Origin of the sequence: Corynebacterium sp. ES2775-CONJ (genome assembly GCF_024814515.1) — a bacterium.
Lineage (GTDB): Bacteria > Actinomycetota > Actinomycetes > Mycobacteriales > Mycobacteriaceae > Corynebacterium.
The window spans coordinates 115,976-134,381 of sequence record NZ_JANUXT010000006.1; the positions used below are offsets into that span (position 1 = coordinate 115,976).

The 18,406-nt window shown below is 54.0% G+C and carries 16 protein-coding genes, 1 tRNA gene, 1 other RNA gene and 1 pseudogene; 11 read left to right on the forward strand and 8 right to left on the reverse strand.

Annotated features, from left to right (window positions below; translation table 11 throughout):
* The first annotated feature begins 47 nt into the window (after nt 1-47).
* Nucleotides 48-347: a hypothetical protein gene (locus NXT01_RS08395; RefSeq protein ID WP_259079973.1), complete on the forward strand. Its 300-nt coding sequence runs from the start codon at nt 48-50 to the stop codon at nt 345-347.
* On the opposite strand, the gene NXT01_RS08400 is transcribed toward NXT01_RS08395, so the two are convergent.
* Complete coding sequence (locus NXT01_RS08400) at nt 297-617, reverse strand: acyl carrier protein (protein WP_259079974.1); 321 nt, start codon at nt 615-617, stop codon at nt 297-299. The two genes, NXT01_RS08395 and NXT01_RS08400, sit on opposite strands and share 51 nt — an antisense overlap.
* Nucleotides 618-741: 124 nt before the next feature.
* Between NXT01_RS08400 and NXT01_RS08405 the strand changes: the two genes are divergently transcribed.
* Nucleotides 742-1,713, forward strand: coding sequence for an alpha/beta fold hydrolase (locus NXT01_RS08405; RefSeq protein WP_259079976.1), 972 nt, complete (start codon nt 742-744; stop codon nt 1,711-1,713).
* Between the two features lie 59 nt (nt 1,714-1,772).
* Here the strand turns inward: NXT01_RS08405 and aceE are convergent, their stop codons facing one another.
* Complete coding sequence (gene aceE / locus NXT01_RS08410) at nt 1,773-4,511, reverse strand: pyruvate dehydrogenase (acetyl-transferring), homodimeric type (protein ID WP_259079987.1); 2,739 nt, start codon at nt 4,509-4,511, stop codon at nt 1,773-1,775.
* Between the two features lie 358 nt (nt 4,512-4,869).
* Between aceE and NXT01_RS08415 the strand changes: the two genes are divergently transcribed.
* The 3 genes from NXT01_RS08415 to cbiB all read left to right on the forward strand — a co-directional run bounded on the left by NXT01_RS08415 (nt 4,870) and on the right by cbiB (nt 6,452).
* The gene (locus NXT01_RS08415; RefSeq protein ID WP_259079989.1) at nt 4,870-5,298 is read left to right on the forward strand and encodes a DUF3052 domain-containing protein; all 429 of its coding nucleotides are present in this window, start codon (nt 4,870-4,872) and stop codon (nt 5,296-5,298) included.
* Between the two features lie 126 nt (nt 5,299-5,424).
* A tRNA-Val gene (locus tag NXT01_RS08420) sits at nt 5,425-5,500 on the forward strand.
* 19 nt (nt 5,501-5,519) lie between these two features.
* Complete coding sequence (gene cbiB / locus NXT01_RS08425; protein ID WP_259079998.1) at nt 5,520-6,452, forward strand: adenosylcobinamide-phosphate synthase CbiB; 933 nt, start codon at nt 5,520-5,522, stop codon at nt 6,450-6,452.
* 34 nt (nt 6,453-6,486) lie between these two features.
* Here the strand turns inward: cbiB and NXT01_RS08430 are convergent, their stop codons facing one another.
* The 3 genes from NXT01_RS08430 to NXT01_RS08440 are packed head-to-tail and all read right to left on the reverse strand — an operon-like array spanning nt 6,487 to nt 8,513.
* On the reverse strand, nt 6,487-7,431 hold the full coding sequence (locus NXT01_RS08430; protein WP_259080000.1) for an SURF1 family protein: 945 nt from the start codon (nt 7,429-7,431) through the stop codon (nt 6,487-6,489).
* Nucleotides 7,432-7,434: 3 nt separating this feature from the next.
* Nucleotides 7,435-7,911 carry a low molecular weight protein-tyrosine-phosphatase gene (locus NXT01_RS08435; RefSeq protein ID WP_259080002.1) on the reverse strand — a complete coding sequence of 159 codons (477 nt, stop codon included), beginning with the start codon at nt 7,909-7,911 and terminating at the stop codon, nt 7,435-7,437.
* Nucleotides 7,908-8,513 carry an HAD-IA family hydrolase gene (locus NXT01_RS08440; RefSeq protein ID WP_259080003.1) on the reverse strand — a complete coding sequence of 202 codons (606 nt, stop codon included), beginning with the start codon at nt 8,511-8,513 and terminating at the stop codon, nt 7,908-7,910. Before NXT01_RS08440 ends, NXT01_RS08435 begins: the two co-directional genes overlap by 4 nt.
* A gap of 48 nt (nt 8,514-8,561) precedes the next feature.
* On the opposite strand from NXT01_RS08440, the gene cobC reads away from it, so the two are divergent.
* The 5 genes from cobC to rnpB all read left to right on the forward strand — a co-directional run bounded on the left by cobC (nt 8,562) and on the right by rnpB (nt 14,352).
* The gene (gene cobC / locus NXT01_RS08445) at nt 8,562-9,623 is read left to right on the forward strand and encodes an Rv2231c family pyridoxal phosphate-dependent protein CobC (RefSeq protein ID WP_259080005.1); all 1,062 of its coding nucleotides are present in this window, start codon (nt 8,562-8,564) and stop codon (nt 9,621-9,623) included.
* 109 nt (nt 9,624-9,732) lie between these two features.
* The gene (locus NXT01_RS08450; RefSeq protein WP_259080007.1) at nt 9,733-10,863 is read left to right on the forward strand and encodes a Nif3-like dinuclear metal center hexameric protein; all 1,131 of its coding nucleotides are present in this window, start codon (nt 9,733-9,735) and stop codon (nt 10,861-10,863) included.
* A gap of 871 nt (nt 10,864-11,734) precedes the next feature.
* A complete protein-coding gene (locus NXT01_RS08455; RefSeq protein ID WP_259080009.1) occupies nt 11,735-12,457 on the forward strand; it encodes a zinc ribbon domain-containing protein in 723 nt (240 codons plus the stop codon).
* Nucleotides 12,458-13,885 (forward strand): bifunctional RNase H/acid phosphatase, encoded by a 1,428-nt coding sequence (locus tag NXT01_RS08460; RefSeq protein WP_259080011.1) that lies wholly within the window; start codon nt 12,458-12,460, stop codon nt 13,883-13,885.
* A 29-nt stretch (nt 13,886-13,914) separates the two neighbouring features.
* Nucleotides 13,915-14,352, forward strand: an RNA gene (rnpB, locus tag NXT01_RS08465) — RNase P RNA component class A.
* A 22-nt stretch (nt 14,353-14,374) separates the two neighbouring features.
* Here the strand turns inward: rnpB and NXT01_RS08470 are convergent.
* On the reverse strand, nt 14,375-15,628 hold the full coding sequence (locus NXT01_RS08470; protein ID WP_259080013.1) for a galactokinase family protein: 1,254 nt from the start codon (nt 15,626-15,628) through the stop codon (nt 14,375-14,377).
* 125 nt (nt 15,629-15,753) lie between these two features.
* Between NXT01_RS08470 and NXT01_RS08475 the strand changes: the two genes are divergently transcribed.
* The gene (locus NXT01_RS08475) at nt 15,754-15,990 is read left to right on the forward strand and encodes a hypothetical protein (RefSeq protein WP_259080019.1); all 237 of its coding nucleotides are present in this window, start codon (nt 15,754-15,756) and stop codon (nt 15,988-15,990) included.
* On the opposite strand, the gene NXT01_RS08480 is transcribed toward NXT01_RS08475, so the two are convergent.
* Both NXT01_RS08480 and NXT01_RS08485 read right to left on the reverse strand, forming a co-directional pair.
* Nucleotides 15,987-17,558 carry a CYTH domain-containing protein gene (locus NXT01_RS08480; protein ID WP_259080021.1) on the reverse strand — a complete coding sequence of 524 codons (1,572 nt, stop codon included), beginning with the start codon at nt 17,556-17,558 and terminating at the stop codon, nt 15,987-15,989. The genes NXT01_RS08475 and NXT01_RS08480 overlap by 4 nt on opposite strands.
* Before the next feature lie 198 nt (nt 17,559-17,756).
* Nucleotides 17,757-18,406, reverse strand: a pseudogene (locus tag NXT01_RS08485) (hypothetical protein); the annotation flags it as partial.

Below are 18,406 nucleotides of genomic sequence, written 5' to 3' on the forward strand. Positions count from 1 at the left end.
CAAGTTTGTTGGGGAAGACAGAACTTGTTAAACGAAAGGACACCACCATGCCCACCACCTTGAATTTTGCAGTCTTAAAAATCTGGGGGATGCCGACTCGCTGTCGCATGCGAGTCGAAGAAGCAATGGCCTCGGCATTACAGTCTGAACCTGTCGCAGCATTGCCGGGAACAGACTATTTAGACGTAGCGCAATGCACAACATGGCGAAAGTCGCGTAAAAGGGGTGCAGTAGACTGCCGTCAAGTACTTAACGCTGAAGCGAAAGAGTTCGCGGAACTAGAGTCCATGATGAAATCACTCGCCGCCGAGTTCGGATTCCTCGTCTCCCTCACGCCCGTCAATTAAGGCGCGCAGATCGGCGACTGTCTCAACCTTCGCGTAGCGTTCAAAGCTTGCCTTTAAGCCCCACTGATCTTCAATCCTAATGGCGATTTCTATAAGATCCAGCGAGCTTAAACCAAGCCCTTCCTTAAGTGTTGCCTCCGGGAGGATGCTCTCGGCATCAATTCCACTGAGGCGGGATAGTAAAGCCCGAAGCTGGGGATAGTCCTCGGACATTTCCTCAGGTTCATCGGGAGTAATCAGAGCCTGCAGTTGATCGTGGAGTGATGACATGATTGGGGGATCCTTCCAACGCGCGCTGAGAAAGAGGGAAATGTCAACTATCTCATACCGCGCTCTTGTTATTTTTTAACTATCACATCTAAGGCTACGCGCCTCATGCGGTAGTGTAATATTTATGCTCCTGAGTCAGTTAAAGAAGCGCTATCAGAGATGGCGAATCGCACAGAATACCCGGGAGCAGGAGTATCGACCACCCCAGTTCAGTACTGGCTTCAACGCCGACGGCGTCCGCTATTACTGCGAAGGGGAACCCTCAAACGACGCACCCGTGACGGTCGTATTCGTCCACGGGTATACCCTGACCGCCACCTCATGGCACTTACAGATCGCATCGCTAGCTCATCAGGTTTCCTGTGTGGCTATGGATCTGCGGGGGCACGGCAAATCAGAGGTCATCCCTGTCAGTGAATGCTCCATCGATGGAGCTGCCGATGACGTTATGCTAGTTATTGACGATGCTGAGATTACGGGGCCAATTATTCTGGTGGGCCACTCGATGGGTGGCATGGTGATTCTGAACCTCTTGCGCCGCTACCCGCAGCTGCGTTCTCGTTGCGCAGGAATTGCCCTCATTTCCACCTCAGCGAGGCCATTTGCTCATTCGGGGCTGTCACAGGTGCTCCAACTTCCTATCGTGGACGATATTCGCTCGATAGCGCGAGCCGCAGCGGAGGAGACTGACTATGTGCGCGAGGTATTGCAAACAACCCTCGTGCCGCTGTTGAGCAATTTAGCTATCGTGACGCGCTCCACGGAGGAGACACGCAAGCACCACATTAAGATGATCGATGGGACTCCAATTGAGACCCTGGTGGGCTTCCTCGACGATTTGGAAACACATGACGAGTCGGAGGCGTTGAAATATATACGGGATATCCCCACCCGTATCATGGTGGGCGATAAGGACGATTTCACCCCCGAATCGCAGTCAAGCTTCATGTTGTCCCAATTAACCAAGGGCCGCCTGGTGGTGGTGCCTGATGTGGGACATATGCTACCCATGGAGAATCCCGGGATCGTCAACGCCGAGATCGCCGACCTCATTGCACAAGTGATAGAGGATAATCATCACAGTCGTAACCGCTAGAAAAAGAGGGCTTCTCTTTCCGGTTAGGAAAAAGAAGCCCTCTAATTTTTATCTAGGACCTAGGCCTTTGTTGGATCCGTGATGTGGAATCGCTGAGCGGCCTCGGCGGCAACGGAGATATCAAGTTGACCGTCGCGCGCGAGAGCACTGAGAGCAGCAACCACAACAGATTCAGCATCGATATTGAAGAAGCGACGGGCTGCTTCGCGAGTATCGGAGAAGCCGAAACCATCGGCACCTAAGGTGGTGTAATCACCGGGGACGAAAGCACGAATTTGCTCCTGCAAATCGGTGGCGAAATCCGAGACTGCAATATACGGGCCTCGAGCCTTCTTCAACTGGCGTGTCGCAAATGCTTCCTCGATGGTCTTTTCGGGGTGGCGTAACTGCTCCCTCGACTTAGCGTGACCCTCGCGAGCAAGCTCGACCCACGAGGTGACAGAGAAGATATTGGCGGCTACATCATAATCATTAGCCAAAATCTCCTGGGCCCTGATGGCCTGCTGCATCCCGATACCAGAAGCAAGGAGAGAAACCTCGTGCGACTGTGTCTCCTCGGCCTTCTTCCACAGGTACATGCCCTTGTGGAGACCCTCGATATCAAGATCCTCGGGCTCCGCTGGCTGCGTGATGGGCTCATTGTAGATGGTGAGATAGTACATGACATTCTCACCGCGGCCTGGACCGTACATACGGTCAATACCTTCGTGGAGCAGGTGGGCAACCTCGTAGGCAAAGGCGGGATCGTAGGACACTACTGCCGGGTTGGTAGAGGCCAGAATCTGGGAATGGCCATCCATATGCTGCAGGCCTTCACCCGTGAGCGTGGTGCGCCCAGCGGTGGCGCCTAAGATGAAGCCTCGAGCCATTTGGTCGCCGGCAGCCCAGAAGGAATCGCCGGTGCGCTGGAAGCCGAACATCGAGTAGAAGATATACAGCGGGATCATGGCCTCGCCGTGGGTGGCATAGGAGGTACCGGCAGCCATAAAGGCGGCAGCCGATCCCGCCTCATTAATACCCTCGTGCATGATCTGACCATCCTTGCTCTCCTTATAGGAGAGCATCAGATCGTGATCGACGGGCACGTAGTTTTGACCATGAGGATTATAAATACCCATGGTGGGGAACCAGGAGTCCATACCGAAGGTACGAGCCTCATCGGGGATGATAGGCACCACGCGCCGGCCGAGATCCTTATCGCGCATGAGTTCCTTGAAGGCACGGACGACCGCCATTGTGGTAGCAACTTGCTGCTTCCCGGAACCCTTGCGGAGGCTGCGCATCTTCTCAATAGGCGGCACCTGGATGGGGGTATAGTCCACGCGGCGCTCGGGGAGATATCCGCCGAGTTCCTTACGGCGCTCGATCATATATTTGATCTCTTCGGAATCTGGACCCGGGTGATAATACGGAGGCAGATAAGGATCCTTTTCCAAAACCTCATCGCTAATGGGGATTTCCATCTTATCGCGGAAGACTTTGAGATCCTCGAGAGTAATCTTCTTCATCTGGTGGGTCGCATTGCGGCCCTCGAAGTTATGGCCTAAGCCGTAGCCCTTGATGGTATGCGCGAGGATAACCGTGGGGCGATCCTTGACTTCCATCGCGCGCTTATACGCGGCATAAACCTTACGGTAATCGTGTCCACCACGAGGCAGGCGCCAGATCTCATCATCAGTCCAATCCTCGACTAGCTTGGCGGTACGCTCATCCCTATTAAAGAAGTGCTCGCGCACATAGGCGCCGTCATTGGCCTTATAGGTCTGGAAATCGCCATCGGGGGTGGTATTCATCAATTCCACCAGGGCGCCTTCCTTGTCGGCGTCGAAAAGTTTATCCCACTCACGACCCCAAATAACCTTAATAACCGACCAGCCAGCGCCGCGGAAGAATGACTCGAGCTCTTGAATGATCTTGGTATTACCACGCACAGGACCATCGAGACGCTGCAGGTTGCAGTTAATAACAAAGGTCAAGTTATCGAGATTATTCAAAGCGGCTAGCTGAATGAGGCCACGCGACTCGGGCTCGTCCATTTCGCCATCACCAAGGAAGGCCCAGACATGCTGCTGCGAGGTATCTTTAATACCGCGGTTGTGCAGGTAACGGTTGAAGCGAGCCTGATAGATCGCATCCATAGGGCCCAAACCCATAGACACCGTGGGGAATTCCCAGAAATCGGTCATTCCGTGCGGGTGTGGATAGGAAGGTATACCACCCTGCGGGCGGGATACTTCTTGGCGGAATCCATCAAGATCATCCTCGGATAGGCGACCTTCGAGGTAGGCGCGGGCATAGATACCAGGAGATGCATGTCCCTGGAAGAAGATATGATCGCCGCCACCTGGGTGATCTTTACCCCTAAAGAAATGGTTAAAGCCAACCTCGTAGAGGGGAGCGGCACCAGCATAGGTGGAGATATGGCCACCAACACCGATACCAGGGCGCTGCGCGCGGTGAACCATCACTGCGGCATTCCATCGCATCCACCGCCGGTAGCGCTTTTCAATACTCTCATCGCCGGGAAATTCCGGCTCCATGGTGGTAGGGATGGTATTGACATAATCGGTCGAGGTCATCGGCGGCAGCGGGACGCGCTTCGCCGAGGCGCGCTCGAGTAGTCGTAGCATGATAAAACGAGCACGCTCCGGACTGGAATCGGCGAGCATGCCGTCGAGTGATTCCATCCATTCGCGAGTCTCTTCAGGATCAACGTCGTTTAAGTAACTGGCCACGCCGTCACGGATCATGGCGAAATTGGTGTCTTCTGTGTGCTTACCGTTTACTGGTTCAGCCATTCCACACCTCCAAGGGGGGGGGTAATTGGGGTTAGTAAAAAATATGTAGTTATCAGATTGCCCAAACTCACAGCGAACGTGAGAGCGCGCAGCTTCAGGGGGAGGAAAAGACCCCGAAAGAGTGGGTGCAACTCCCCTCATAGTCTATAGACAGACTACGTTAACTTTTTACTTTACGTGCCTTGCCACCATTTTAGGTAGTGCCGCCCCTTTCGCCTTGATGCACCTTTATGGCCCTGTGGTGGATAACTAGGAAAAGCATTTATGTCGTGCCCCTCACCACATGGGGGTAAAGGTGAGGAAGCGGCCGAGGATTGAAGGTGTAGAAAAGCAGGAATGCTTGTATTCTGGTCTTCTGATGAACGCTGAAGATTTGAATCAGAATACTCCTACCACCGGCACCGAGCGTCTCGGCTTCAAACCCGGGATGGTAGTCCAAGAAATAGGTTGGGACGAAGACTGCGACACAACCATCAGTGAAGCAGTCGAAGACGTCATTGGCTCCGAGCTTATCGACGAAGACTCGATTGAACCCTGCGATGCCGTCCTTTTGTGGTGGCGCAGCGAAGACGGCGACCTTGTCGATACCCTCGTCGACACCATTCGAGTCCTCGATGAGGGAGGCTGTATTTGGCTTTTAACCCCAGGAACTGGGCAACTAGGCGCTCTCGAGCCGGGAATCATCTCCGAAGCAGCACAGCTTGCCGGGCTCGTACAAACTAAGGCGGAGCGCCTTAGCCAATGGCAAGGGTCCTGCCTGGTGCCAGGTGGAGTCAAGCACAGTTAAAGCGGTAGCAGCGCTCGTTAAAAAGATCTGTGTTAACGTGTATAAGCTGCTGTTTTGTATAACCTAAAGATTTACTGTTAGAGTAACTACTCGTTGCAGTACGCAAGACGTACACAGCGAGTATAAGCGCCTTTAGCTCAGCTGGGAGAGCAGCTGGTTTACACCCAGCAGGTCGGCGGTTCGAGCCCGTCAGGGCGCACCAAGAGAAAAGATCAGCAGCCATGTTTCTAGGTATCACCTTAGGCATGGCTGCTGATCGTTTATGCGGTGACCCCCCTAATGCGTACCACCCGGTAGCTATCTTTGGCCGGTATGCAATATGGGTTGAAAAGAGAATTTATCAACCCACCCGCACAGCTGGGGCCGCCTATGTGGCACTCACCGTTATCCCTCCAGTAGTTTCAACTCTAGCTATCAGTAGAATGCTGCCCCCACGCGGACGCGATCTTCTCCTAGGACTTAGCCTTTTTTCCTCACTCGGTGGCACCACCTTAGAGAGAATTGGGGATAGAATGGCATCCGCGCTCGAAGCTGGGGATGACGAGCACGCCCGCTCCTATATCCCTTGGTTATGTTCGCGCGACCCTGAGCTACTCAACCGCGCCGAGATGGCCCGTGCTACCACGGAATCATTGGCAGAAAATACCTCTGATTCTGCGATAGCCCCGCTGTGCTGGGCACTCTGTGGCCCAGCGGGAGTGGTTTTTCATCGCACTATTAATACTCTCGACGCCATGGTGGGGTATAAGAACCCTCGCTATCAAGAATTTGGGTGGGCGGCGGCACAGCTCGATGATATAGCCGCATATATTCCGGCCCGGGTGACAACCTTCTTCCACCTTATCTATGCGCTTAGGACGGGTCGATTGCCCGAGGGGATACGAGCGCTACGTACCCAGGCCCCCCATCATCCCAGCCCTAATGCAGGGCCCGTGGAAGCCACCGCTGCCGCCGCGCTAGGAATACAACTCGGAGGTCCAACGCACTACCACCATGGGGTGGAAATGCGACCCATTCTAGGTTTCGGCCAACCCCCAGATGTGCCAGCAATTAAGAGGGCCATTAAGCTCTCCCGCTTTACCCAATGGGGTACGTATTTCGCCATCGCGCTCCCGCTCATATGGCGAGCACATAAGAAGCGCTCAACCCCTTAAATCGGCGATACCCCCCCACGTGTTGCTGGGATTGTCAGTAATCGCGCTGGTAGTAGTTGCGCTTCTGGTCACCGTAGCGAGAGCGCATCTTTCTATCAATTGCGTCCTCTAGGCTTGACTCTTGGTTCTTCTCTATGGTGTCTTCAGCCGGTATATCTGTACGTAGCGGGTCGGGGCCACTGGGATGATCGCTTGCCAATTGGGCCATCTGCTCTTCTTCCTCGCGTGCCCGCCTACGCTCTTTTGATTCCGTGAGAATGAAATATCCCAGACCCAATGGGGCCATCACCCCAAAGGCGATCCACTGGAAACCGTAGGAGAGATGATTACCTCGATCCAGCTTAGGGATGGGGATGGTTTGTAATCCACCGGGCTGATCTTCAGCTAATTGCGCGTAATCTCGCCCCAGATCAGCCCCGGTAAGCTCAGCGATCTGTGCAGTATTAATGCCGTAGACCTGGATAGGTTGAGTCGAGGTCATAGGCTGAGTCGAGGGCACAGATTCATTGGTGCGAGCATGAGCAATAATCGTGGTTTCTCCGGTGGGTGCCGGCGGGATGACTGTGGTTGATCCGGCCTTTGATGGGATAAAACCTCGATTGATGAGGATTGTTGGACCGGAGTCGAGCTGAAAAGGGGTCAGTGAGTGGTACGCAGGGGTGCCACCTACGGGCCGCAGCCGTAGGGTTACCGCCTGATCGGGGAGATAATGCCCGGTCAGACTGACCCGCATCCATTCTTGATCATTGGTAATTGCCCCCGAGGCATCGAAGATTTCTTCATAAGGCTGCGGAGCCTCTTTGAAGGCTTGTTCAATATGGGCATTGCGGGAGACGATCATGGCGTCTTTGTTTAACTGCCATGGGGACAAAATGGTAAAAGCCGCATAGGAAAATGCCACGACCAGGAGAGTGGTGATAACCCAGCCGGGGCTAAGAAATGCTTTAATGCCAGTGGTGGTGGGACGAGAACGCATCATGATCTACTCGTCGAGATCAAGTTCGTGACGCAAGAAATTCAAGATACCTGGAACAGCCCGTTCAATCTGCACCCGGGCCACCTCAAAATCCGAAGGATAACCATAATAGGGGTCCTCCACCTCGAGGGAATCCGCATCGGGATCAAAGCTGCGCAGGAGGCGTACTCGAGAGGGATTCACTCCGTAGTTTTTGAGGAAATCCACATGGGATTGATCCATCGCTATGATGAGATCGGCGTTCTCGAAGTCCTCGCCAAACTGTTGGGCGCGATGCTGCGAGCCGTCATATCCAGCCTTGTTCAGTTCGGCGACTGCACGTTTATCGGCGCCCTGGCCGATATGCCAGCCGCCGGTGCCGCAGGAGTCCACGCGAACGAGATCTTTAAAGTTCGCTGTGGTTATCGCATCGTTTAAGATCACGTCGCCCATGGGGGAGCGGCAGATATTCCCCGTGCACAGCACAGTGATGTGATAACTCATAGTAATCCTTTCAAATCAGCAGGTCTGGTTAACTTATAGCGGGCCTGCTCCCACTCGTGAGCGCTCCCATAGCCCCACGTCGCGGCCGCAGCGGGAATCCCATTGAGCCGAGCGCCAAGAATATCGTGGTCCCGATCGCCAATCATAAGCGTGGTCTCTTCCGGTCGCGATTTAGCAAGAGCCTGGGCAATGACCTTTTCTTTGGAATCACGCTCTGGGGTGGAGCCAATAATCGCTGCAAAATAATCGGCGAGGCCATGAATCTGCAGAAATTTTTCAGCCGTGGCCTGAGGTTTATTAGTCGCCGTGACCAGCACATGCCCCTTATTTAGCGCAACCTCGAGCACGTCGATGATGCCAGGGTATACCGACGCGTGTTGGATGCCGGAGTCGAGATAATAGCCCCGAAACCGCCCTACGGCCTCATCGCCTAAACCGATACGGGCAAAACTGACATTAATCTGTGGTCCGAGGAGATCCTGAAACCACTGCTGATCAGGGTCTGGAACCCCCAGATCATTAAGGGCACGCCGCACGCTGTGGATAATCCCAGGTGCGGAGTCGATGAGTGTTCCGTCGACGTCGAAGATCAGCAGGGCCATACGCTCTATAGTGCCACAGATTTTTCTCCTACTATTAAAGTGGTAGCCATGCTTTCTCGAACCCACGGCGATACCGACGCCCTCGGGGCCCACCTCGATTTCGCGGTCAATGTCACAGGGCCACCACCACCATGGCTACGCACTGCACTTATCGATGCGCTCGGGGAGATCCACCGGTACCCAGCGGCCCCAGAGGTAGAGAAAGTGGAAGAATTGATTGCTGATTATCATCAGGTCCCACCCGATCATATTCTGTTAATAAGCGGCGCCTCCGAGGGTTTCGCGATGCTACCGCACCTTAAACCAGCGCACCCAGCGGTGATCCACCCTGGCTTCTGCGAGCCCGAGCTCATGCTTATCGACGCTGGCTACACTCCAGAGCAGCTCATCGTGGATCCCCCTTTTGATCAGCTGCCTGAGATTCCCGATCACATCGATATGGTGATTATTGGCAACCCCACGAATCCAACAGGCCAGGTTTTTACTCCGGCGCAGCTGGCCACGCTGCGAAAGCCAGGCCGAACGCTTGTCGTTGATGAAGCCTTCCTCGATTGTGTGAGCGAAGAATACTCTATGGCCGGTGCTATAGCAGCAGGTCCAGGGCGAGTGATCGTGGCGCGCTCGCTAACGAAAACCTGGGGGCTCGCTGGTCTACGAGTCGGTTACCTCATAGCTGGCCCCGCTACCTTGCGAGAATTATGCCGTCGGCGCGCCCATTGGCCGGTGAGCTCCCTTGCGATCGCTGCGGCGCGCGCTGTCTTTGAAATAGGGATACCTCAGGGTCATCTAGAGCTAGCGCGTGCAGAGATGAGCGCCAAGCGCACGGCAATGATTCCACAGCTAGAAGCAGCGGGTCTGACCATAGCTAGTAACTCTTCCGCCCCCTTCCTGCTGGTTCGTGGGGGGAATGAGCAGCTACGAAGAAGGCTTCGCTCAAGAGGAATCGCGGTCAGAGGGTGCGAGAGCTTCCCTGGTCTTGACCAAGAATATTGGCGGTTAGCGCTCAGAGATAGTTCCGAAGTTGAAAAGCTGATTGCCGCCTTCCGCGAAGAGGTTTTGCTAGATACGAACCCCTCAAGCGCGCCCCGTGGCCACAGTTGGTTCACATAACAGCCGCCCGCGGCGACAATATGATTGTTAGCTCTCAGTATGGGCACCTAGAGTGGGAACAGCTCAACAAAAACAGATAGTTTTCTCCCCAAAGAAATAGGCGAAGATAATGCACCTTAAAGATATAATCCACACCCTCGATCAGGCCTACCCGCCCCATCTTGCCGAAAGCTGGGACGCCGTCGGGCTGGTATGCGGTGACCTTGAAGCAGAAGTAAAAACTATATGCCTCGCCCTCGACTGCACCGATGACGTTGTCGATCAAGCCATCGCGCGCGGCGCCGACCTGCTTATCACCCACCACCCCCTCCTCATGCGCGGGGTCACCTCCGTGGCCGCTCATACCCCCAAAGGGCGTATCGTGCATTCACTGATCCGCTCAGGCTGCGCTCTATTCTCAGCCCATACCAACGCCGATAGCGCGCGCCCCGGAGTCAATGACAAATTAGCCGAGCTGGTGGGAATCACCCCAGGGCGCCCCATTGCACCGCAGCTCGACCCCCTCGATAAATGGGGAGTCCATATTCCCCCAGAGCATGCCACAGACTTAAAAGAAGCACTTTTTGCCATAGGCGCCGGGGCAATTGGTGACTATACCGAGTGCGCCTTCCAATGGGAGGGTCAAGGAGAATTCCGGGCTGGCACATATGCCAACCCCACGATCGGGACCGCCGGAGAAAAAGAAACCCTCAAGGAGGTCCGCATTGAGTTCGTCGCCGCGCGAGGATTGCGCGCACGCCTTATGGACACTCTCCGCAGCGCGCACCCGTATGAAGAGCCAGCCTTTGATATCACCCCACTAGCCCCCACCACGCAGCTCGATAGCGCGCCGGGTCTGGGTAGAATAGGCGAGCTCCCAGAGCCCATGCGCTTTGCTGATTTCGTGCAACAGGTCGCCAATGCACTGCCTGAGACGGTGTGGGGGATTAGAGCCGCAGGTGCCCCAGAGCGCATGGTGCAAACGATCGCTGTGAGCTCCGGCTCGGGCGATAGTTTCTTAGAGAAGGTGAGACAACTCGGCGTAGATGTTTATCTCACGAGCGATCTGCGCCATCACCCTGTGGATGAGCACCTGCGTGCCGGTGGTCCGCTGGTTATTGATACCGCCCACTGGGCTAGCGAATACCCCTGGACCTTACAAGCGCAAGAGATCCTCCGCCAGGCCCACCCCGAGCTTGATATTGAGGTTCTAAACTGTCGGACCGATCCGTGGACGCTCTCGGCACACCCAGAACACTAAGTCCCACAATCAGAGGCACCCACCAGCGGAGGCACTCACGGCCAAGGAGCCCAAGACCGGGTGTGCAGGATGTGCACCTTACGGTGGAGAACTGGCGGTGCTTGATGCCGCGTAAGCGAAAAAAGGGGGGGCTTACCAAGGCCCCCTTTTTTACTCCTGGGACGTGGAGGCTGGAGAGATAGTAGAAAATGCGCTCCATCCCTTTACCAGCCTCAATCTTCGCACCGCTTCATCTTCGCGGGATAGCAGACTGTTCAAGTTCTGGCGCAAGGTCATCCCCTGAAATCTGCTCTCAAATGTTCAGAGTGGAGGAGCAGCTTTTTATTTGTTCATACCAAAGGACCCCCTTGTTTTCCTCTTCTGCGAGATCTCTTAAGGTCTTTAGATTTCCACGTACTGTGGGTGGGCGCATCATAGCGCATGAGAAAAGAAAAACGCGGCGGCAGCAATCGAAGCAGGGACACTGTGGCTCCAATAACCTTGGCCCCCACCCAACCGGTTAGCGACGGTAATCCTGTACTGTCTTACCGGGTAGCAAGCTGGTCATAGCCTCATAATTGTCTGTGCAGTGATAAAGCGAGGAGCAGAATTTTAAGGCTGCAACCCATGCGCATACGCAGCACGAAGTTACAGATTCAACAATGTGCAGTAGCCTTAAAATTGTAGACACTCCAGCCCACCTCGATCTCCGATTGTGATTCGCTGCTGTTAATCGTATTGGCGCTTATGACGAGCGGATTTTCCCCCGATAATCGTCAACAGCGGGCCATCGCACTTGGGTGGACATACCGCATACCGTGATGAGGTGCGAAGCTAGGGTGAGAAGAGAACTCGATAGTTAGACCAAAAGGCACAAGGACAAAACCAAACCGTGAAACTAGAATCCCACCTGCAACCCTTACTCCTCGAACTTGCCACGGCTGAGCGCATTAGCGATACCGGGATCGCTCCAGCGGTCTCGGCAGAACAAAGCGAAGTAGACGCTGCGAAGAAAATTCGCAGCCGTGCTCGTGATTCTCTCGCTGCAGCACAGCTCGCTGTCGACGATATGGAATTGGAAATCCTGCGTATCCAAGAAGAAGAGCGCAAGATGCGCCGCCGCAAGGAGGACTCCGCACGGCAGCTCTCTGCCGCAACCGATAGGGAGTTGCGCAAGGACTTAGAAAAAGACTTGTATTCCTCTAATGCGCGAATCTCCGATCTCACCGGCGAACTCCAGGAAGCACACAACCACATCCACGCGCTGCGCTCCAATATCGATCTTCGTCGTGCTGATCTCGCCGCCGCCGATAAACGCGTGGAAGACGCTGAGAAGGCTCTTGAGAATCTAGGTGAGGATACCACTCTTATCGATCGAGCCTCGCGCATTACTGAGATTAGACAGGCTCTCCCCGCCGATGTTATTGCAGAATACGAGGCGCAGCGCCTCGAGAATGGAGTAGGCGCCGCCCAATTCAATGGTCGCAGTTGCGGTGGGTGCTTTATCATCCTGCCCCCTGCCGATCTCTCGGAGATCCGCCGTACCCCGGCCGATGAGCTCCCCCAATGCCCCGATTGTGGCTCCTATCTCATCCGCAATATCCAAGGGGCCTAGATGAAGCTGGTGATCTATTCCGACGGAGGCTCGCGAGGAAACCCGGGCGTGGCCGGCGCGGGCACCGTCATCTACGACGCAGATAACAACCTAGTACAGCGCATTGCTTATTGTGTGGGTACAGCAACTAATAATGTTGCCGAATATTATGGCCTGCTCAATGGGCTCATAGCGGCTCGCGACTTAGGGGCGAGTGATTTAGATCTTCGTCTCGATTCCAAACTGATTGTGGAGCAAATGTCGGGGCGCTGGAAAATCAAGCACCCCGATATGAAAGAGCTCGCCCTGAAGTGTCGCGGGGTCATGAAGTCTTTTAAGAGCGTGACTTTTACATGGGTGCCCCGCAAGGACAATGCCGCCGCTGATGCCCTCGCAAATGAGGCCATGGACGCCCTTGCCAAAGGTGCTGCGGTTGGTTTTCTCGCGTCGAGCGGTGACCGAAAACCAACAGGTGATACTGCTGCGCCGCAACCTAGCTCGCCCTTTTCACAGGAGCCGGATACAGATACCTCACACCTGAAATCCTCCGGAACATCGGCTCGTTCTACTCAGGGCGAGCGTGGTAAAGACTCGCAGCCGACTGCGCCAGCTCAGTCCAAGACTCGTGATCGGAAACCAAGTGTCATCCCTGAGGCGGGCTCTCAGCTGATCTTCGACGTGGATCTTCCCCCAAATTCCCCCGTGAAACCGGAAACATCCGCAGCTCAAGCCCCCACAATATCTCAGCCAGCTGAAGAGAATCAGCATCTTAATGGCAGCGATCACAAAGAGTTCCAAGGGGCAACTCCTCGGTGGAATGGCGCAACCACGCAGCCCACACGGCTCCTGCTTTTGCGTCATGGGCAGACTGAGTATTCCGCGCACAAGCGATACTCGGGTCGCAGCGATCCACCCCTTGATGAGACCGGTGCCCAGCAGGCTGCCGCCGCTGCGCAGTATCTCCGCAATCGAGACGATATCAGCGCCATTATCAGCTCCCCCCTTAAACGCTGCCAGGAGACTGCCCAGGCGGTAGCCGCGGAACTCGGCCTAGAGGTCACCACCGTCGATGCCTTTGTAGAGCTTGATTTTGGAGATTTTGATGGGTTGAGTTTTACAGAAGCCCACGATAAAGATCCTGAGTTTCACCAGTCATGGCTGGGGAATCCAGAGATTGCAGCCCCCGGGGGAGAATCCCTTAGCACAGCTTATGAGCGCGTGATGGCCGGCCTTAATGAAGTGCTAGCAGAGCACGCTGGTGATACCGTTGTGATTGTCAGCCATGTCACCCCTATTAAATCCATTATTAGGGCAGTCCTTGGGGGTGCTCCGTCGATGGTGTATCACTTATATCTAGATCTGGCATCGCTGTCGACTGTGGAGTTTTATTCGGACGGGCCGCGCTGTATGCGCGAATTCAATAACACGTCTTATCTTTCAAAGAATTAAGTCAATGGGGTAAGATTTTGAATCGCGAATGAGCCGGCCAGGCGATCGCGGCGCAACGTATCTACTTTTCCTCATGGGGTGAGATTAGACGATGCGCCGAGGAAAGTCCGGACTCCAAGAAAGCACGGTGGTTGCTAACAGCAACCCAGGGTGACCTGAGGGATAGTGCAACAGAAAGGAAACCGCCGCTGCGTGCATATATGGACGTGGCGGTAAGGGTGAAAGGGTGCGGTAAGAGCGCACCAGTATCTGTGGTGACACAGGTGGCTATGTAAACCCCACCGGGAGCAAGGCAAGAGGGCGCATCATCCCTAGGAATAGGGGGTGTGCCTGCCGCAGGCGCAATTAGGAGCTTTCTTCCGAGTCTGCGGGGTAGCTGCTTGAGGTCTCTAGCAATAGAGGGCCCAGATGGATGATCGCCCCCGAGTATATCGGGACAGAATCCGGCTTATCGGCCGACTCATTCGCCTTTAATACCATGTGCATGAGTTAATGCTTCAGGGCAGGCTCTCCTGGGTGCATCGGAATAACTATGAGGCCGTCCGCGCTTAAATCGGCGGCGATATTGTTCGCTCTTTTTTCAGAAACTATCGATACAATAGCGTTGCTAATACCTGCTCGAGTTGCCCGTGCACTGAGCGCACCACGGTCGAGAACAAGCTGAGCCAGTTCGTATTCATTATGGCTCAGAGCCAAATTTGTCACCATCAAATCATGAGAAGCATTGAGTAGCGAATACACGTCGCTGAGGCGTCGCGAGCGAAGTAGCGAGGTAACTTTTTGTGCCAACACTAATTCGGCGCTGTAAAAATCCAACCACACGCGGGCCTTCTCTACACTTGGCACATAGGTGAGCTCGGGTATAACCTGGTGTGCCCCTACCTTATGCACCGCCTTTAGCCACGAAAGAATTCGCGTATCAAAGTCGGGGAGTGATCTTAAGGAATCCGTAGCGAAAGCTCGTGTCGCGTAGTCCACGAAGGCTTCCCGCTGTGTCATCTCGGTAGCATCATATTCAAATTGAGATGGCGCGATAATAAACGACTGTGTTCCCGTGTCGGATCCGATCGCTGGAGCCGCCTGCGTTACGGAGAAGTCCGCATAATCGATTATATTGGTCATCTCACCCAACCCCCTCGTCATGGCGGTATAACGGGCTCGAAGTGGCGGACACGTGCTCGTGGAGGTGGCCGCTTGAAGCAGCACTTCGGCGAGTTTAGCCTTGGTGGGGGCATGGGAAATATCCTCGGGCTCCATAGCTACCGCATAAGCGAAGGCACACTCAATGGCCGCCATAGCCCCCAAACCCACTCCAGATGGGATTTCGCTATAAATGGTAATGTCAAAGCCTTGAGTGTCCCGCGATAGCATCTGGCGTTGCATGAGTGATTGCACTACATTGATGAGACGGTGAGTGATATCGCCCGTGTGTTTGTTAGCCTCATCGCCTTTAGTGCTTTCCGTGTGTGAGTGAGAATAATCAGCTTTAGCGATATCGGGAGAATGTAGGTGCACGGAGATTTTAAAATCTGAGCGAGGACTTGCTGCCACCGCTGACCGCAGATGACCTAAGCCCATAAGAGTCAGCCCCTGAGCGTGATCAGTACCGTCACCGATTAGAGCCCACGTAGCCGGAGCACTTGCGATGGCATCCGGCCGTTTCCCATAATGATCCACATGGAGTTCGGTAAGGTCCCGCACGAGCTGCGAAGGCTGGGGACGAGTGGGGGACCATATGGACATAGTTTCAATCTCCTTTAAGCTCAGCACATATGCGTTTACCTATACTTTGTAACTACTGTAAGAGTCTCTAATGTCCATAGTATAAGTAGTTGGCGCGGTAGTTAATCACCTAAGGAAGTAGGCCAATGTCTTCCCATGAATCAACCCGGAAAATTACTCCACTCAATGGAGGACACACCCAGTGGTATTACAATATTGAAACTGGTGCAGTGGAGCATGGCAAGCTCAGTAGTTTCAGCAACCGCCTCGGCCCCTATGGCTCTTACGAGGAAGCTGAGGAAGCGCTCGCAATCGCTCGGGAGCGTAATCGAATAGCTGACGAGAATGATGCAGAGGATGACGATGACTGGGGCTCTCCTTAGACACCTTCGCATTCTATGAGCCGATTCATCGCCCGATGGTATTCCTCGAGCGCCTCTAGAAAGAATTGGCGGACCCGCTGGAGGGCCATTCCATATACGTAGGCTCTTTCGCTGCTGAAGCCATCGCTTTGCTGTGCTTCCGAGATCATATTGAGGCCTGCGAGGTAATCCCGAGCACCGCAGATATTTTTTGCAACCAGTTTGCTCGAGGTAATGGTTTCGCCGTCCTTCGGCAATAACTCAGCAAGTAAAGCTAATTGCTGAGTTTGATTTACTATTTCGGATAATAGTTCAACATGGTGCGGTGTGTTTCGAGAATTCTTAAGCCGCTGATCAGTGGCACGTAGCTCGTGATATAGGTTTTCGTAAGTCCTGTTGAGGATTTCCAAACTTCGTTTGCGGCCTCCCGCGAGAGCGTCATTATTTTGGCCGTCATCGTATTTAATAGCGGCTGATACTGCGGTAACGAGGGGAGGATCGGATAGGAATGCGTCGAGCTCATCGAGCAGCTCGTAGTAGCTCGGATGAGTGAACTGGGCGATCATGAATTGAAGGCGGGATCTCAGCTCGTTCTCAAGATTCCGAGTAATGGTGTAAGTGCTCTCGGAATCAACAACACCCTCTTGGAGGATGGAACTAAATTCCCGGTCGACGAGATCCGTAACCAATCCAACTTCCCGACAGCGCTGGATGCTGTTGGCTAGGGTCCTCAGGCTTTGTTCTAAAACTTGCAATCGATCTGCTGTAAAGAAGTCTGTCGTAGCGCTTAGTGACTGTAGAAGTGTATTGATCGCTGTCCCTAAAGATTCGAGAGAGTTTTCCTTATCCAAACGCCATCCAATATCGCTGGCAATTAATTGGTCTTTGGCTTGTACTAATATCTCCCACAGGTTATGAACAGGAGAACAGGTATCCAGTGAGGCAGGTAGTGGTGGAGTAGGGGCTAAGTCAAAGGCTTGCCCAAGGGCGCTTCTGAGCTTTGATGGACTGCTAGCAGGTTGAGCGCCTGCACATTTTAAAATTTCTGCCGCTGACTCCATTAATAAGAATGCATCGTTGCGCTCTAAGGCTGGTTGGGTTAGTTCTATTTCCCATTCCCGCCAAGTGAGATTTCTTCCGCCTGGTATGAAGCATTCTGTGTTGACATGGTCATCACAGAATTCCAGAAGCGCAACACCGTCATTATCGTGGAGAGCGGTTTCTTCGCGCTGATTATCGATCCTTGCCACCTGCACTAATTCTTTTCCACGAGTAACAGCAACAATAAAGTCGGTTAAATACTTAGGTGTACCGCAATCAGCAGGTGCGGAGGAGTGGATCTCTATGCGACCCCGTTCTCCTGGTAACTTCAGGGTCCACCCTTCGTCTTTCCCTCCATGACGGTACCGCAAAGTGATGCGCGTTCGGCAGAGGCGGAGATCTGGAGTGTCATAGTACAGTGCGGAGAGTTTGTGAAACTCGGTGGCTGCCAATGATGAAATTCCTTTGACTTTATCTAAGTTTGGGCCTGCGGCTTCACTACTTATATCGAATTTGCTTTCAACCTCTATCTGACTTGTATTGTGCATAGGCTCCACATTAGTAAATTACGGCTTTGCAGTTACAAGTTCAGTCAACAGGATGCACAATTGCAAGAAAAGCTAGCACTGGGGGATATGGCCCAATGAAAGCAGTGCGCTAATAGAAAATCTCCCCTCGCAATTTTCACTGCGAGGGGAGATCCGATCAGACTGTAGCTAGGAAGCTAGCATAAATGATCTGGGAATCTACTTCATGATTCCTTTGCCCTTGGAGATGCCCTTCTTCAGACCTGGCTTCATTGGCTCTTCTTTCTTAGGAGTCGGAGCCGGTACAAGGAAGATTCCCTGGAAGAATGCCACGATCTGTGGGATGTTCAGGAGCAGAAGGATCGCGCCGAGAACGCCAGTGATGATGCCGGCGATCGCACCAGGCGAAAGACCGTCGTCACCAGTCTTGCTGGATCCTGCGTTGTCACCAGGCTTACTGGAACCTGTATCACTATTGGGCCAGGTCGGATCAACAATGTCAGCGATGCCATTACCGTTCTTATCGGTAATGGTGGTGTCTCCGAGACCGTCGCCGTCAACGTCGTCGACTGGGCCGGCCGGAACGTCGGACTCGTCCTTGTTGAGGATGCCGTCGTTGTCGGCGTCTTCTTCACCGTCAGGAGTACCGTCGCCGTCGGTGTCTTTGTTCAACGGGTTAGTGCCTGCAGCCTTCTCGTCAGCGTTATTCACGCCGTCGTTGTCGGCATCAGGGTCGTTGGCATTGGCGATGCCGTCGCCGTCGATGTCACCCTTGGGTCCATCTTGGTTATCAGGATCGATGATGTCAGCGATGCCGTCGCCGTCCTTGTCGGTGATTTCGTCCTTGGTTTCGTCGGACTCGTCCTTGT